Source organism: Paenibacillus sp. NRS-1760, assembly GCF_050467785.1.
Classification (GTDB): Bacteria; Bacillota; Bacilli; order Paenibacillales; family Paenibacillaceae; genus Pristimantibacillus.
Map to the genome: position 1 here is coordinate 116,449 of NZ_JBITPK010000007.1, position 16,095 is coordinate 132,543.

Annotated in this window: 15 protein-coding genes; 6 read left to right on the forward strand and 9 right to left on the reverse strand. The window is 43.4% G+C overall.

Features of this window, described 5'->3' with window-relative positions:
• Nucleotides 1–142 precede the first annotated feature (142 nt).
• Nucleotides 143–532 (forward strand): SET domain-containing protein, encoded by a 390-nt coding sequence (locus ACIFSR_RS04540; protein ID WP_054026376.1) that lies wholly within the window; start codon nt 143–145, stop codon nt 530–532.
• A 103-nt stretch (nt 533–635) separates the two neighbouring features.
• On the opposite strand, the gene ACIFSR_RS04545 is transcribed toward ACIFSR_RS04540, so the two are convergent.
• The 4 genes from ACIFSR_RS04545 to ACIFSR_RS04560 all read right to left on the reverse strand — a co-directional run bounded on the left by ACIFSR_RS04545 (nt 636) and on the right by ACIFSR_RS04560 (nt 3,853).
• On the reverse strand, nt 636–1,379 hold the full coding sequence (locus ACIFSR_RS04545) for an SDR family oxidoreductase (protein WP_430055287.1): 744 nt from the start codon (nt 1,377–1,379) through the stop codon (nt 636–638).
• 159 nt (nt 1,380–1,538) lie between these two features.
• The gene (locus ACIFSR_RS04550) at nt 1,539–2,147 is read right to left on the reverse strand and encodes a TetR family transcriptional regulator (protein ID WP_430055289.1); all 609 of its coding nucleotides are present in this window, start codon (nt 2,145–2,147) and stop codon (nt 1,539–1,541) included.
• A 241-nt stretch (nt 2,148–2,388) separates the two neighbouring features.
• Complete coding sequence (locus ACIFSR_RS04555) at nt 2,389–2,832, reverse strand: OsmC family protein (RefSeq protein WP_076268773.1); 444 nt, start codon at nt 2,830–2,832, stop codon at nt 2,389–2,391.
• 136 nt (nt 2,833–2,968) lie between these two features.
• Entirely contained in the window at nt 2,969–3,853 is an 885-nt protein-coding gene (locus ACIFSR_RS04560) for a helix-turn-helix transcriptional regulator (RefSeq protein WP_430055292.1), read from the reverse strand.
• A gap of 357 nt (nt 3,854–4,210) precedes the next feature.
• Here ACIFSR_RS04560 and ACIFSR_RS04565 point away from each other — a divergent pair, with 357 nt between their 5' ends.
• The 4 genes from ACIFSR_RS04565 to ACIFSR_RS04580 all read left to right on the forward strand — a co-directional run bounded on the left by ACIFSR_RS04565 (nt 4,211) and on the right by ACIFSR_RS04580 (nt 8,533).
• Nucleotides 4,211–5,365, forward strand: a complete 1,155-nt coding sequence (locus tag ACIFSR_RS04565) for a GNAT family N-acetyltransferase (RefSeq protein ID WP_430055294.1) — start codon at nt 4,211–4,213, stop codon at nt 5,363–5,365.
• A gap of 76 nt (nt 5,366–5,441) precedes the next feature.
• Nucleotides 5,442–5,666, forward strand: a complete 225-nt coding sequence (locus ACIFSR_RS04570; protein WP_430056175.1) for a hypothetical protein — start codon at nt 5,442–5,444, stop codon at nt 5,664–5,666.
• Between the two features lie 159 nt (nt 5,667–5,825).
• Nucleotides 5,826–7,439, forward strand: a complete 1,614-nt coding sequence (locus ACIFSR_RS04575) for an ABC transporter substrate-binding protein (RefSeq protein WP_430055296.1) — start codon at nt 5,826–5,828, stop codon at nt 7,437–7,439.
• A 92-nt stretch (nt 7,440–7,531) separates the two neighbouring features.
• Nucleotides 7,532–8,533, forward strand: a complete 1,002-nt coding sequence (locus ACIFSR_RS04580; protein WP_430055299.1) for an ABC transporter substrate-binding protein — start codon at nt 7,532–7,534, stop codon at nt 8,531–8,533.
• A gap of 89 nt (nt 8,534–8,622) precedes the next feature.
• Here the strand turns inward: ACIFSR_RS04580 and ACIFSR_RS04585 are convergent, their stop codons facing one another.
• From ACIFSR_RS04585 to ACIFSR_RS04605, 5 genes are read right to left on the reverse strand one after another with little or no spacing between them, the layout of a single operon-like run.
• Nucleotides 8,623–10,479, reverse strand: coding sequence for an oligopeptide ABC transporter substrate-binding protein (locus ACIFSR_RS04585; protein WP_430055301.1), 1,857 nt, complete (start codon nt 10,477–10,479; stop codon nt 8,623–8,625).
• Nucleotides 10,480–10,494: 15 nt separating this feature from the next.
• Complete coding sequence (locus ACIFSR_RS04590) at nt 10,495–11,400, reverse strand: ABC transporter permease (protein ID WP_076268768.1); 906 nt, start codon at nt 11,398–11,400, stop codon at nt 10,495–10,497.
• A 26-nt stretch (nt 11,401–11,426) separates the two neighbouring features.
• Nucleotides 11,427–12,389: an oligopeptide ABC transporter permease gene (gene opp4B / locus ACIFSR_RS04595; RefSeq protein ID WP_339206716.1), complete on the reverse strand. Its 963-nt coding sequence runs from the start codon at nt 12,387–12,389 to the stop codon at nt 11,427–11,429.
• Nucleotides 12,390–12,394: 5 nt separating this feature from the next.
• Nucleotides 12,395–13,330 carry an ABC transporter ATP-binding protein gene (locus tag ACIFSR_RS04600; protein WP_339206714.1) on the reverse strand — a complete coding sequence of 312 codons (936 nt, stop codon included), beginning with the start codon at nt 13,328–13,330 and terminating at the stop codon, nt 12,395–12,397.
• Nucleotides 13,317–14,330 carry an ABC transporter ATP-binding protein gene (locus ACIFSR_RS04605; protein WP_430055306.1) on the reverse strand — a complete coding sequence of 338 codons (1,014 nt, stop codon included), beginning with the start codon at nt 14,328–14,330 and terminating at the stop codon, nt 13,317–13,319. Before ACIFSR_RS04605 ends, ACIFSR_RS04600 begins: the two co-directional genes overlap by 14 nt.
• A gap of 562 nt (nt 14,331–14,892) precedes the next feature.
• On the opposite strand from ACIFSR_RS04605, the gene ACIFSR_RS04610 reads away from it, so the two are divergent.
• Nucleotides 14,893–15,972: an AI-2E family transporter gene (locus ACIFSR_RS04610; protein ID WP_339209496.1), complete on the forward strand. Its 1,080-nt coding sequence runs from the start codon at nt 14,893–14,895 to the stop codon at nt 15,970–15,972.
• The last annotated feature ends 123 nt before the right edge of the window (nt 15,973–16,095 follow it).

Genomic DNA, 16,095 nt, shown 5'->3' on the forward strand with positions numbered 1-16,095 from the left:
TCCCACAATAATGGATCGTTATGAAATAACGTTTACCGAAGCCGCTGGCTATTTACTCATTAAATTGATATATTACCTAAGGTGAGCGAGCTTAATGCAATGGCAACGAGCTCCTTAGACTAAAGAACCGTAGGTGACTAACATGATTGAGGTAAAGACTTCTAAGCTTAGCGATGGAGAATTTAATAGAGGAGTATTTGCGAAGGTTGATATTGCAAAAGGCGTACTGTTTCATGAAGCCCCGGTCATTCCTTTCCCGAATGAGGAGCATGAGCACATAGAGAAAACGATGCTTGCTGATTATGTGTTTGAGTATGGCGCTAATCACACTGCGATCCTGCTTGGATACGGCATGTTGTTCAACCATTCCTATACCCCAAATGCTTATCACGATCTTGATTTTGACAATCATGTCGTTAACTTCTTTACTTACTCAGACGTAAAAGCTGGCGAAGAGCTTCTTATCAACTACAACGTGGATAACGATGACCCGATGTGGTTTGATGAGAAAGTGAATGAGGACGAAAAATAGTAAGTGAGCTTTCCGCCCTTATTCTAAGCTTCACGGCGTAAATAAAGACGAGCCCGTTCCGCAGAAGCTGCGATCGGACTCGTCTTTTTTGTTCACAACAAAATTATACAAAACCGCCATTCACTCGAATCGTCTGACCTGTCATCCACTGTGACTCGTCACTGGACAAAAATAGCACCACACTCGAAATATCCTCAAGTTCACCCAATCTTCCGAATGCATTCATATTGGCAATACCCGCTATTTGCTCCTCTGATTTCCCTACTTTAAAGAGCTCCGTGTTAACAGGACCAGGCGCAATGGCATTAATGGTGATCCCCTTTGGACCAAGCTCCTTCGCTAGTTGGCGAGTGATCTGTTCAACTGCTCCTTTCGTCGCTGCATACACGCTATACGTCGGGAACATCGCGCCAACAACCGAAGTCGAGAAATTGATAATTCTTCCGTTAGCGTTCATATGCAATGCCGCTTGCTGGCAAGCAAAAAATGTGCCCTTCACATTAATAGCGAACTGCTTATCGAAGTCTTCCTCCGTCATATTAGCAATCGGCTTCGTAATCATAATACCCGCGTTATTCACAAGTATATCTATTTGTCCAAAAGCTTCTAACGTTTTGCTGAACATAGCCTCTACTTCCGCAACGATACTAATATCAGCTTGAATCGCTATAGCTTCACCACCTAAACGCTTAATGCCATTTACTACTTCTTCTGCTTTGCCTGGGCTACTCGTGAAGTTCACAACAACCTTTGCACCGTTACCCGCTAATTGCTCAGCAATCTCCCGACCAATTCCCCTTGACGCTCCCGTTACCAATGCTACTTTCCCAGCTAAACGCTTCTCCAAAACTATTCCCTCCTTGGCATCTACATCATTATGCTCTGATTATATTCTCGCCACAGACAAATATCAAGTGACATTTTTTATTATTTGTCATTTTGATTAAAGAAGATTTATCTATAAATAAAAAAGCCCCTCTGATAAAAATCATCATGGGGCTTCACATTATACGATTCCACTAAGCAGTAAATTCCATACGAATTTGAACTGTTCATCGATGTCTTCTGCCAACCATTCATTGGCATGTGCAGGATGATGAAATTTCGACGTTGCAAAAAATACGGCCTTCGCTAAGTTCTCGGCTTGTCCAGACTTGAATTCGTTTGAACGTATTCCTTCATCTATGATTTGCGTGATCTGCCCTATCAAGCGGTTCACATGATCGGTGATCATTTCAACCGCATTTACAGTGACAGCCGCGTACATCGCAAACATCTCTGAATCATTGGCTGCATAATTCCGCTTGCTGCGGATGAGTGTCTCCATCCATAAACGCAAGCGCTCTGAAGAGCTGCCGCCGGTTTGATTGGCTATCGCTTCTAAAGGCAATGCAATGCATCTCTCCAACCAGCGCCCCGTTACCGCTTCTCGCAATGCAGCTTTACTTGCAAAGTGGCGATACAACGTACCATGGCTTACTTGCAGCACCTTAGCTACATCCACAACCGAGCTTTTATCGGGCCCATAACGTCTAAGCACCTGTTCAGCTGCATCTAAAATCGTTTCCTTATTCAACGGAAGATCATTTGTCATATTGGGCAGCGAGCGATTCATCCGCTTCTGGCAGTTGGATGATCCATTAGCTCAGCACTGTCCCCCTCTCGGTGATTTTAGCCTACTATATCAAATCAAGAGTGTAATGACAATATCGTTATTTTGTTATTCGTTTTATTCTGAAATAAAAAGCAGTGAATAACGAGATGCTATAAAAAAAGACCAAGCCCCCTCATAAAGGGGAAACCTAGCCTGCTTTGTCATTATGTACGAACATTTAATGATAGCGAACAGCTTAAAATTAATGATCAATAACGATGCTTTCTAGTTTCACGTTAACCGGATGTGCGATTGTGTCGCCAACTGGACATTTGCTTTCTAGAAACTTCACGAATTCCTCAACCTTTTCTTTTGGTGAATCGGTTTTGATATGGAAGGTATAGCGAATATCCGAGTAACCAGGACGCACATCCGATTTATTGAAAAATCCATCAAGATCGATGTCGCCTTCTACCTCTACTCTGAAATCATCCAGTTTAACATCAAACTTTGGAGCGTAAACTCTAGCAACAATCGATTGGCAAGCTCCTAATGAAGCGAGCAGCGCTTCAACAGGATTCATCCCCGTATCTGTCCCGCCCAAGCTTTTGGGCTCATCGATCGTGAGCTCGAAATGTCTAGACTTCGTTAAAACCTTTACGCCCTCTTGCAATTGAGCAGTTGCTTTAAATGTTTGAACAGCCATTTTGTAGTCTCCTCTAGTTCATTGGTTTTTTTGTAGATCATTTGCAAAAAACCAAGTTATTTACTAGGTATTATATGTTCATTCTAAATTTATGTCAATCCTTGGAATCGAAGCCATACAGCTTATCTACTCTTTATTATTCCTCGAATGAAAGATTAGACGGCCCATCCAGCAGCTCGCTTTCCATCTCAAGATTAGTTGTTGGCACGCTGAGATCAACCTCTTCGAACTTGAAGCTATCCACCCATACATGTCCTTTACCCATAAGCAGTACACCAATGGATATGGTCGCGCTGTTAGCAGGAACATCCAGTACGATAGCGTAATGATTCCAGCCCGTATCGCCAATAATTTTTCTATCATTCATATTATCAAACTGCAAAATATCCTGTGCGTTGTTGTCCACCCTCATCCACAAGCCGCAATATTCCTGTACCCCGCTTGTCCTTACAAAACCTGTGAATCTCATTCTGCGACCGACAAACTTCTCAGCTTTAAATTGCTGCATCATCGTCCCAAATTGACCCGGGTCCTCTGCAATAAGCGCCTTCAAATACCCCGATGCATTTCCTTGATGAACAATGCTGCGGTCAACCCCCATTTCATAGTTTTGAGGCTGGCTTCCCGTCAGGAACCAGTCTTTCACAGGTGAAGCTTGATCCATATAATCTCCTCCTAAAGTAGAATACGTATGTGGTGCAAACATTTTACGGTAACGGCCCGGCGGCATGCTGTACATCTTCTTGAATGCTCTTGTAAATGCTTCCTGGCTTTCAAAATAGCAGTTCAACGAAATCGCAATGATCGTTTCATCCGTGTTTAGTAGCAGTCTAGATGCATAACAAAGTCGGCGGCTTCTCAAATAATCCGCTATGTTTATGCCTACTTCCTTTCGGAATAAACGGTGAAAATGGTATGGAGAAAAACCAGCGTGTGCAGCTATTTGTTCAAGTGTCAGCTCATCCTGAAGGTTATCCTCCATGTACTGGATACTTTTTTGAATGATGTTGTGAGTAATCAAAGGTGCGCCTCCTTTGACATTAGAATAGCAGATAGAAGAGAGCTGTTTTTGATATTTTTTGCTAAGTTGTGGTTGCTGGAAGCTTAATCCTCTATTTTAGTAAAAATCACTTTTGGTGATATTGCACTTGTGTGAAATCAGTAAAGTTTAAGTATAAATAAACAGCACCTTGCCGTGCCTATTTCCACTAAGCATAATGAATTTAGACATGGTATAACCAGCACCTAGAGTATGACCTCTACTACGTTCAAAGGAGTGATGATGTTTGAATAAGAACAATCAAATCAAAAAGCATGTGAGAGGTTTACATCTATAATTAAATAAACCTCTCACATACTTCTGGGAGGAAATAAGTTTATGTATATTTCGAAAGCGATAGGAACGGAACTTGCCAGCGAAAACTTCACTAAAGCAGCAGCACTTTTTGGAGCTTTGAAGCACCATTTATCGATTCAAGGTGTCATTGAAGGTGTTTTGCACGGAAGAGTTTTCTTGTCCATTGACAGCGCGACAGCTGTATTAACAAGCCCTCAAGGTATATTTTTAGGCGGCAGCCCTGAAAATCATTTATTTTTTGAAGAAGTTAACAAACTGTTTAAAGAAGAACTTTTGCCGAAGCTTGCAGCGATCGGACGACTGGATTATGTGCTCTTCTACCCCTCAGATGAGAAATGGGAAAATATGCTCAGCCTCGTGATGAAGGATCTGCTGCCTCTGCGAAGCGGCCGTATGACGTTTACTCACGATCTGGACGGAATAGAGAATACGCTTGCTGATCATATTTTCCCGGTAGATAGCAGCTTTCTTAAAAGAGAAGATTTAATAGGGCTCGATGGCGTCATCAGTGAAATTCAAGGTGGCTGGGCCTCCATTGAAGCTTATGAGGATAGCGGTTTTGGATGCGCTGCAATTCAAGACACGGATGAAGGGCCCGCCATCATCAGCTGGTGCCTGACCGATTGGGTAGTCGGGGATGAATGTGAGCTTGGCATTCAAACAGATGAACAATATCGAGGCAACGGTTGGGCGCGAAAAACAGCGTTAGGTGCACTGTCACTTGCAAAGCAACGAGGCATGACAAGAGTAGGCTGGCAATGCTGGTCAAGCAATATAGGCTCACAAAAAACCGCTATAGCTGCTGGGTTTAAGCTGCTTATTGATTTCCCCGTTTTGTTCGGATGGAATCTGCCTTTAAACAATCTCCTCGTTAACGGGAACCACTATCTGCGCGGAGACACGAAATATGGCGCGGAACGAGACTATGCACGTGCAGCATGGAGCTACGCACAAGCGCTTGATCAAGGCTGGGATTGGAACGGAGATGCCGCGCTTTATTGGAATGCCGCTTGCTTGTTTTATTTGACCGGAGAGCAGGATCGTGCCATACATTATTACAAAAGCGCGGTGGAAAAAGGTTGGCAGGGCATTCATAAGCCCCATTATCATGATTATGTCTATAGAGAAGCGGACAGTGAGCAGATGGCTCATATTTTCGCTGAAGCATGTAAGTAATAGAGGTTGATCTCTGTTACCCTCCGCCAATGTCTAACATACAATGCATGGTGGAGGTGATTCTTTTATGCTTCAAATGTCATGGTATTCGAAGGCTTTAGGATTAGTCGGCCAGCCAGTCGGCGTCTCTTTAACGAACGGACAAGGTGTAACGGGCGTTTTATGCAGCATAACCGGCGGTAATTTAGTGCTGCAAGAATACTTGTATCAGAGTCAATTTGCGACGAAGCAATATCCCCTTAATACGATTCAAGATGTTAATTCTTTTCCAGGTTGCAGCACGCCTGGTCCTTTATTCTAATACCAATTCACCGATCACCAAGAGCACGAGCTGCGAAGGATTAATCCTTTGCAGCTCTTTTCTGTATGATGAGCGCTATCCATTGTAATTGAGAATGGTTATCATTTATAATGATAGAAGTCGATGGATTTATCATCATCCAGAAAGAGTGAACTGCCTATGTCCCCTGCTTGTGAAGAAATGCCCCTTTCCTCCCATTTATTTTATATGCCTGTCCAAGTAACTAGAATAGATATTGAAACGGTGGCAGACCGCTTCTTTGAAGAATCAGCGCCATTTTCCCGTATTTTCATCGTATCGAGTGGTACAGCTGAGCTTTCTATTAACGATCAGCTGTATGAGATAGCGCGTGGAAGCGTCTTGTTATGTGATGCCCATCAGCGATTAAAATGGAAGGCATCTCCCTCGCTGCGCGGTATCCACATTGCTTACCGCTGCTTGACTGCAGAGGGCTCCGAGCATCGTGGGCTCAATCACGCTGAACCGCTGCATCGCTGTTCGGTCGGAATCCTTAGACTAGCCGGCGAGCTGGAAACGGTGTGGAGAGAGCCCCAATTAAGTGAACCGCTTCAGTCTCAACAGTTGTTTATTGAGCTGCTTGTAGAGCTGTTCAAAGAACGTAATGCTTTGCAGCAGCCGTCCAACTACTGGCTTGAGCATGCGATTCAATATATGGAGACGCATTATAATAAGGATCTGACGCGAGAGCAAATGGCTGAACAAGCTAATGTCAGCCAAGAGCATTTCTCACGTACATTCCGCAAAAATACAGGACGTACCTTCAATGCCTATCTGACCTTACTGAGAATTCGCAGCGCGCAGCGGCGTATCCTTGTCGGAGCTCCTGATCTGAATACTCTCGCACTAGAAGTCGGCTATAAGGAAGGCTTTTATTTAAGCCGTAAATTCAAAGAAGCTGTCGGGCTTTCCCCCACCGCTTATCAACGCAAGCACAAACGGATTGCCGCATTGAATCTAAATCATACTGCTAGCCTAATGGCGCTCGGCGTTATCCCAGAGCTTGGCGTCTATACAACCTGGTTGGAGCATTCCAATAACAAGTTGATTGTAAACACCAGTCAGAAGTTAAATACATACGGCCAAACTCCCTCCACCTACTATGAAGCGATCGCTGCTGCAAGGCCTGATGTCATTATCAGCTACAACATGGCTGAAGAGAATAAGGACCTGCTTCCGCTCGCGCCAGTGGTGGAACTTCCTTTTATGACGATGAACTGGCGCGAACAGTTCCTTATAATTGCTGACATTGTAGATAAACGTCAGACAGCTGAAGCGTGGCTCGCCTATTATGATCAGTTGATCATTAGAAGCAATCATAGGCTGGATCGCCAGCTTGGCTATCGCGGTACCGCCGTTGTATGGGAGATTGATTCGAACAAAGCTTATTGCTGCAGCAGCAGTCATGGCAGAGGCAGTCAAATTCTTTATGATGATCTCGGCTTTCAGCCTCCCTCCGAATTGCTGGAACAAGGCTTTTTCGCTCGCGGATATGTGGAAGCAGATATCGAAACCATTGCTTCTTATCCGGCCGACCATATTTTCATTACTTCATTGCCTTCTTGCCCATGTGGTCTGAGCCAAATAGATCGTTTATTTCACTCCCCTCGCTGGCTTGCGCTGAAAGCTGTCCAGAATAAGCAGGTATACCTGCTCAATGAGCCAGATATGTTTTGCGGATACGACCCGATCTCTACGCAAGCGCAGCTTCGAGAGCTGCTTCGTGCGATGACCTCACGTCACAAATCTGCATGACTACACATCATTTTAGTCCATAGTCATTTTCAAGATTACACGGTAAAGTGTTAATGAGAATGATTATCGTTTTAAATAAGGAGGATATGACATTGTTTTCTTTTCAACAGAAGTTTTACAGCAGCCGTCGTTTCATTTTTGCCGTTTCATTACTATTGTTAGCGGTTCTAGTATCCGCTTGCGGAACAGAAAAAGCTCCAACCAACGCTAGAGCACCATCAAGCGGCACCGAAGAGACCACACCGGAAACGGCCGTGCCGGAAGCTGCGAAATTCAAGACGGTCTCCACGGTTAAAGGCGACATCGAAATTCCGGTTCATCCTAAGCGGATTGTAGCCGAAGAATACTTGGGCAGCCTGATTGCTCTTGATGTTATTCCGGTAGGATCTCCGGGTGTTACGATAGAAAACTACTATTTCAAAGAAGCGCTGGCTGGCGTTGCAGATACAGGAGTTTATGGAGAGCCATCCGCTGAAAACATAATCAGCCTCTCCCCCGATCTCATCATTACAGCCAACGGAGACAGCTACGAGCAGCTACGTAAAATTGCGCCAACGATTGTTATCCCATACGGAGAATTAAAAAATGTCCACGCAGAGTTGACCTATTTCGGAGATTTATTCGGCAAAGAAGATGTAGCTAAGTCATGGCTGGCCGAATATGACCACCGCATTGCGGAAGCCAAAGCCAAGGTAGATAAAGCTATCCCTGCGGGTGCAACCTTCTCCATCATGGAGTACAGCGATAAGACGACTTGGGTTTACGGAGACAACTTCGGTCGCGGCGGCCAGCCCATCTATCAATCATTAGGCCGTAAACCTCCTGTCGATGTTGCCGATGAAATCATGAAGAAGCAGTGGGCTGAAATTTCATCAGAAATGCTGTCCAAGTATGCAGGCGATTATATTATTTTGACATCCAATGATCGTACGTTAGAATATTTTCAAAACGACCCGATCTGGGGCAATCTTCCAGCTGTAAAAAATGGTCACATCTACATATGGCCTGAAGAGAGATCCTGGTATTTTGACCCCATCGCTGTTCTAGCTCAATCTGAAGAGCTGACAGAGTGGCTAGTCAATCAAGGGAAATAATAAAAAGCCTTCAAAACCACTAGCAGCGTGGCTTTGAAGGCTTTTTCACTACAATAAGTTCTACTTAGTCGAACGCACTAACCACCGCTTTACTTCGCTACTACCGGTTTATCTTGAGATACTGCAAGTTGATGCAGATAAATGCCCGTTCCATCTCCAATGGCGAAATTGAGTATCCGTTTATTAACTGGAACGATAACGGCGCGATACAGCGTCGGGAATACAGGAATGTCTTTCACCATCAGCTCCTGCCATTCCTTGTAGATGCCTTGACGCACCTTCACATCAAAGGCCGCTTCTGAAACCCCTTCTTTCAGCAAGCGATCCTGTTCGTCACTAGCATAACGCGGGAAGTTGTAAATCGCATCTCGCCCGTATAAGCCAGCTGGATCGACGTCAATTCCTACGCCCCAAGCGCCTTGATACACATCTACTGTTGGATCATCTTTTCCTGTGCTGCCTACACGATCATAGAAAGTGTTGAACTCCACCATTTCCAGCTTTACGTTCAAGCCAATCGCTTGCCATGACTGTACATAATATTGAGCAAGCGGCTGTGCAATATCTCCGCCTGTCATGGAAATAAAGTTAATAACTAATTCGCTGCCATCTGGATTTGTACGGAATTTGCCATTCATTTTGTAGCCGGCATCATCCAAAATCTTGTTAGCCAAATCTTTGTCAAAGGCAAGGCCTTTATTAGTAGCATCATGATATTCAGGGTGAGAAGGCGGAATAAGTGTCGTCGCATTCCAGCGCAGGCCGTGATAGAATTGCTTGCCGACCTGATCGTTATCGACCGCATGCCACATCGCTTTCCGCAAGTTCACATCGCCCATTTTCGATTTAGGATCAGGAACAACTTTGCCAGCCTCGGCATCCCACTTGCCTAGTTTAAAGCCAATATACGTATATGCACGGTCAATTGCACCTAAGTATTCAAGATTTGATAGACTCGCATTATCTGGATATTGATCCGCTGGGAAGGCATCAACGAGATCAACACCGCCGGTTTTCAATTGTTGTACGACGGTTGTTTGATTAATTACTTTCAATACAACCTCATCTAGTGCAGGCTCACCGCGCCAGTAATCTGTATTTTTCTCAAAAACAACAGATTCCCCAGGAACGATGCTTTTTACTTTAAATGGCCCAAAGCCGATTGGTTTCTCACGAACCTCTGGAGAAGCCGAAATTTTAGCCACATCCATATTGCCGAATATGTGCTTCGCTAATGGATAATTCCATACACCACCGGTCAAAAGGGAAGGAGAAGATTGAATATACGTAATTTTAAGCTTTTTCTCGCCTAAAACTTCAATTCCTGAGATCGTTTTTGCTTTTCCTTCATGGAATTCCGTCATCCCTACGATATTAGTGAAATTTGAATCATACCGCGGTCCATCATATTTGGGATTCCCGATGACTTCATGAGCGAATAACCAATCCTCAGCAGTTACTGGCTTGCCGTCATGCCAGTTTACATTATCGCGAATCGTAAGCGTAAATGTTTTGCCATCCTCAGACACTTCATACGTTGCTGCCCCATCATTCGTATATACATAGCTTTTATCCCAAGTAAGCAGCCCTTCATCAAACCAGTTTAGTACTTGTGAATCCGGATCACCGGAATAAAAGTTCCAGTTCAGCGTCCCTTCAAATGGTGTATCTGATACAAGGCCAAATGTAATGGAACCACCCTTTATGGCTTCGCCCTCATTTTTCTTCACATTGCTGAAATCCTCAATGGAATAAAGACCATCGTCTGGAGCAGGCTTCTCGGTTTCCGCAGGAGCGGCACTCTCCGTTGGCTTCGCCGCACCATCAGTCGGGCTCGGCGTGTCTACACTCCCATTATTAGATGAACAAGCTGCAAGAAAGACTAGCAATGCCACCATAAGCGGTAAAAATAAAGACCTTGAAAACATCGTGTTCTTCTTCACCATCATTCTCCTCCTTTATTATCCTTTTCTTTGTCTTGCATCCGTCGCACGCTTTAGCGCTTGACCGACATTGTTTATACTCAACATCAGTACCAAAATCAGTATCGATGCAGGTAACCATATCCACCATCTAAGCTCGAGCGTTTGCGGGTCTCTAGCATAGCTGACTAACGTGCCTAAGCTGGGCATGCTCTCAGGAAACCCGAAGCCAAGAAACGATAGTCCAGACTCTAAACCGATATTTGCCGCCAAGTTCAAAGTCATCGTTACAATTATGATGGAGCTTAAATTCGGCAATACCTGGACCATCATGATTTTAAAATTGGAGGAGCCTAATGTTTTGGATGCCTGAACATAATCAAGCTCCTTCTCCTGCAGCGCCTTCGAACGAATTAGTCTTGCAATCCCCATCCACAAAAAAGCGGTCATAATAAGCGAGAACGACCAAATATTATATTTGGGCACGGCTGTAACAAACGCAATTACGATCATCAAGGTCGGCAAGATCATAAAAAAGTCAACAAATCTCATAAAGATATTGTCAACCGTGCCACCGAAATAACCGGAAATGAGTCCAACACATACGCCAATGACTCCTGTAAACGCAGTAACTATAATAGCAATCGTTAATGAATTTCGAGTCCCAATAATTAATTGCCCAAAAACATCGCGGCCTCCATAGTCCGTACCTAACAAATGCTCGGATGACGGCGGCTTTTTCAGTGCAAATAAATCAACCGATACAATTTGCTCCTGATTCAGAACAAGCGAGATCCCATACACAGAAAGAATAACTACGCTCAAAAAAATTAAGGATACGAATGCGACTTTGTCTCGTACGATTTCCCGCCAAATAATATTCAAGCTTGACGGGCTTTTATCCGGCACCTGGAGCGCGGTTATGGGAATGTTCGTCTTTCTCATTTCTTTCACCTCAACATCTCGAGTTCTTATTTAATTCGAATACGAGGATCAACGATACTCAAAACAATGTCAGAGATTAATGCCCCAACAATAGAAGCCACTCCATACAATAAAACAAGCGCAGTAACGACGCTGAAATCCCGCAGAGCGATAGAGCTTAAGAATAGTTGACCCATTCCTGGATAACTGAAGATCCCCTCTATGAACACCGTGCCTCCGATGAGTCCAGTAATTTCATAACCAAAAAAAGCTGCGATCGGCAATAACGAATTTCTTAAAATATGGCGATTATATACGCGGGATTCTGAGGCGCCTTTTGCTCTTGCTGTGATAATGAAATCCTTTTGCTTCGTATCAATGATTTCGCTTCGAAGATATTGAACCGTCGACACGGTTGCGATAAGAGCCATCGAGATGGCTGGGAGCAGCAAATGATAAAATTTGCTCATAGCATATTGAAGAGTACTTGGTTCCAGTCCCGGAGCAACGCTTCCCCCTGTTGGAAACCAACCAAAATGAAAGCCGAACACCCATAACATCAATAAAGCGAAAATAAATAGCGGGGCCGCAAATCCAATATAGGTATATCCTGTAATCAATCGATCTCCCCATGTGTCGTTATAGCGACCGCTTGTAATCCCAAGCGGTATTGCAATCAAGTAAGTAAGGATTAGAGTGACGATGGATAACCAAACGGTATTCATCATCCGCTGGCCAATCAGATCAGACACTGGCATTTTGAAACGAAACGACTGTCCGAAGTCACCTTGCACAGCTTTCGTAATCCAGTCCCAATACTGCACATACCACGGATTGTTAAGGCCTAGCCTCTCACGCTGTGCATCCATCGCAGCGGGGTCTATACTTGGATCGATCAGTCCAGTCAATGCGTCCCCCGGCATGGCCTTGGCTATTAGAAAGACGAGGATGCTTAACAATATAATTTGAGGGATCATTATGACTATTCTTCGTAAAACTGTGCGCCACATCGTCCTCACCCTCTCCCAGGCAAAGCCACGAAATGTGTTTCTGAAACGGGTTTTAACGGATAAGCCAAACCATCCTCGTCAAAATAATTCTCATAGGCTTGTTCATATTCCGCCTTTACCGCTTTGCGAAACGAGTGTTTTTCCTCTCGCTTCGTTGGATCAATGTCAGGAATAGCCGAGATAAGACGCTTCGTATAAATATGCTGAGGCTGATTGAATATATCAGCTGTCGTTCCTCGTTCAACGTAACGGCCTTTGTACATAATGCCAATATGATCGCACATATGCCTTATAATGCCGAGATCATGACTAATGAGCAAATAAGTAAGGTTTAGCTCTTTCTGAATATCCTGCATGAAGTTTAGTACCTGCGCTTGAACGGAGACGTCCAGCGCTGACACAGGTTCATCGGCTATAATCAGCTTTGGTTTTAAAGCGATGGCTCTCGCAATCCCAATTCGCTGCCGCTGGCCTCCCGAAAATTCATGAGGATATTTATAAATCGATTCTGGGCTCAAGCCCACTTGCTCCAATAATTGTTGTACACTACGCTTCTCTTCGCCAGCAGACTGCTTCTCAAAATTTCGCAGCGGCTCAGCGATAATATCAAGCACGCGTTTCTTAGGATTCAAGGAGGAATAGGGATCTTGGAAGATCATTTGAATATCTCTGCGGAAGCCTGCATGGCTTCGAAGTCCGCCTGCAGCAAGCTGCTGGCCTTGGAAGAGAACACTTCCTGATGTAATTGCATTTAAGCCGATGATGGCTCTGCCTGTCGTGGTCTTGCCAGAGCCAGACTCGCCTACTAGTCCATAGGTCTGTCCCTGCTCCAAGGAGAATTGTATACCGTCTACCGCTTTGATCGGTGGACCCTTTTTACTGAAAAGACTCCCGCGATTCGGAAAATGTACCTTTAGATCGCTGATCTCAAGAAATGACATGTTGATGATCCTCCTTCTCGTCAGGGAAGTGAAAATGCTTGTAGCAGCTGCATCTGACGAAATGGCCCGGAGAAATCTCATGCATTTCCGGGTTCGCTTCATGTGCAGCCTCAGCAATCCAAGGCGTCCTCGATCGAAAACGGCAGCCCTGCCTCGGGAGGTTCTGAAGAGATGGCACAATTCCCTGAATAACATGGAGCTTAGACTTTGCTTCATTTACAGTTGGTATCGATTGCAATAATGATCTGGTATAGGGATGCTGTGCTTTAGCAATGATTGTGTAGATATCGGCAATTTCAACAATTTGTCCGGCATACATAACAGCGACTCGGTCAGCCATCTCGGCCACAACGCCCAAGTCATGCGTGATTAAGACGATGCCAGCCTTGCTTTCATCCTTCAGACGCCGCAGCAATTCAAGAATTTGCAATTGTATCGTTACATCCAGTGCTGTAGTCGGTTCATCTGCAATTAATAGCTTAGGATCATTGGCAATCGCGATGGCAATAATGACACGCTGCCTCATCCCGCCGGACAATTCATGGGGGTAACGCCCGTATGTATGCTCTGGGCGAGGAATACCCACTTTAGTTAAAAGCTCGATCGCCCTGTCCGCTCTTTCCTTACTAGAGAGTTTGGGCTGGTGCAGGAGAATAACTTCTTCAATCTGAGAACCGATAATCATAAGGGGATTTAATGCGGATAATGGGTCTTGGAAGATCATGCCTATTTCTTTCCCTCTCAGCTTATTTAGCGTGGAGGGTGACATCTGGACAATGTCCTGTCCTTGGTAATAAATATTTCCTTCTATCTTTGCTCTCGTATGGAGGCCCATGATGGAATAGGCCAGCGCACTCTTGCCGGAGCCCGATTCCCCCACTATGGCAAGAACCTCATTTTCTTTTACCGTTAGCGTCACATCATCCACTGCTGCGTAATAACGATCCGCAATTCGAAAAGAAGTCGTCAAACTCTCAATTTTCAGCAGCTCTTTTTTCAATAGAATCCTCCTAACGTAGTGATTCTAAACTTGCAATATTCATAATTTTCCGAATTTTCAAACCATAGATTTATCATATCTAATATAAGCATAAAACAATTTAACTGCAACTATAATTTATAGCATATTCAATATATATATTCTTGTTTTTGGATTTCATTACTCTAATGGATCATATACTAATGTCTATAGTAAACGCCGTCAAGCTTTAATGTGATGTATTACATTCTGGTGATAGTTATTTGTTAGGTTTTTATTGTTATATAATTACATTTAATAAAATATGTATTTTCTTTTTGTAAATATAATCTCCGTTTTACTCATAACTTCAATCATTACTTTAAAAATATTTAAGAAATTTTCAGCAAACGAAACTCTTATAAACTATTTTTCAATATTAGTTTACGAGTTAGATTCCTCTCTGTTTTTATGCAATAATATGTACATAATCTTTTAAAATGAAACAAAAACAGAAAAGATTTCCCTTAGTCTAAACGAATTTATTAATGGCGATAATAATATTCGATACTAAAAACAATTCATAGCAGATGGAGTGAGCGCCCTGATTTCTTTAAACCGATTTATTAAAATTTGTTTCGCTGTTATTTTAGTTCTTGCCATTATTTATTTAGCATCACTTGTCGATTTTATTTTCAAGCCCTTCGTTTCTTTGTTCAGTATTGTTATGATTCCGTTGATGCTCGCCTCTTTTTTCTATTATCTACTACGCCCGCTTGTAAACTGGATGGAGCGACCTAAATTAAAGAGACCTTGGGTCATTCTCATTATTTATTTAGCAGCTGCTGTGCTCTTTAGTTTATTTATCGTTGGCGTATTTCCTTCGCTTCGCACTCAGTTTTTCAATTTAGTAAATAATGCGCCTAATCTTTTCAATACGTTAGGCAAACAGCTGCAAGATCTGGAACAGAACGGGTTTTTAGCAGACATTTTACCTGAAGATGTAAGTCCTTTTTCAAAAATAACCGAATACCTGAATAAAGGATTTTCATTGTTGACTAACTATTTAACGGGGATGTTTTCTTTTATCTCTAATTTCGCACTCATTTTGTTCACCTTCCCTATTCTTCTTTTTTACATGTTGAAGGAAGGGGATAAATTCGGCCAGAAAATCGTCAGCTTCATGCCTAAGAGATACCATGCTGAAGGTGAAAAAACGATGCAGGAAATTGATACGGCTCTAAGCGGATTCATTGTGGGGAGAGTTGTTGTAAATCTGGCGCTCGGTGTTCTGATGTATATCGGCTTCCTTATCATCGGTTTGCCCTATGCTCTTTTATTGACTGTCGTTGCTGTTATTATGAACTTTATTCCTTTTATAGGCGCCATACTGTCTGCTGTACCGATCGTCATTATTGGTTTAATTGAATCGCCAACTGTTGCGATTTGGTCATTAGTGGTCATTCTACTCTCACAACAAATACAGGATAATATTATTTCACCTTATATTTTCGGAAAACAGCTCGATATTCACCCTATTACAACTATTCTATTGGTGCTGGTTGGCAGTGACGCTTTTGGAATCATAGGCGTAATCATTATTATACCGGTATACATGATGCTGAAAATCGTTGTTACCAAGGTATATCAGCTGTTCTTCAAACAGAAATGGGAAGACGCGTAAGTATTAAGCTTTACAAGCAAAAGGGGATCACATCGATGTGGTCCCCTTTTGCTTACCCGTAGCCATTGTTGATTTCTGTTTTGCCAAAATCGTATTGCCGTCATCCACCACCAATCTCGATTC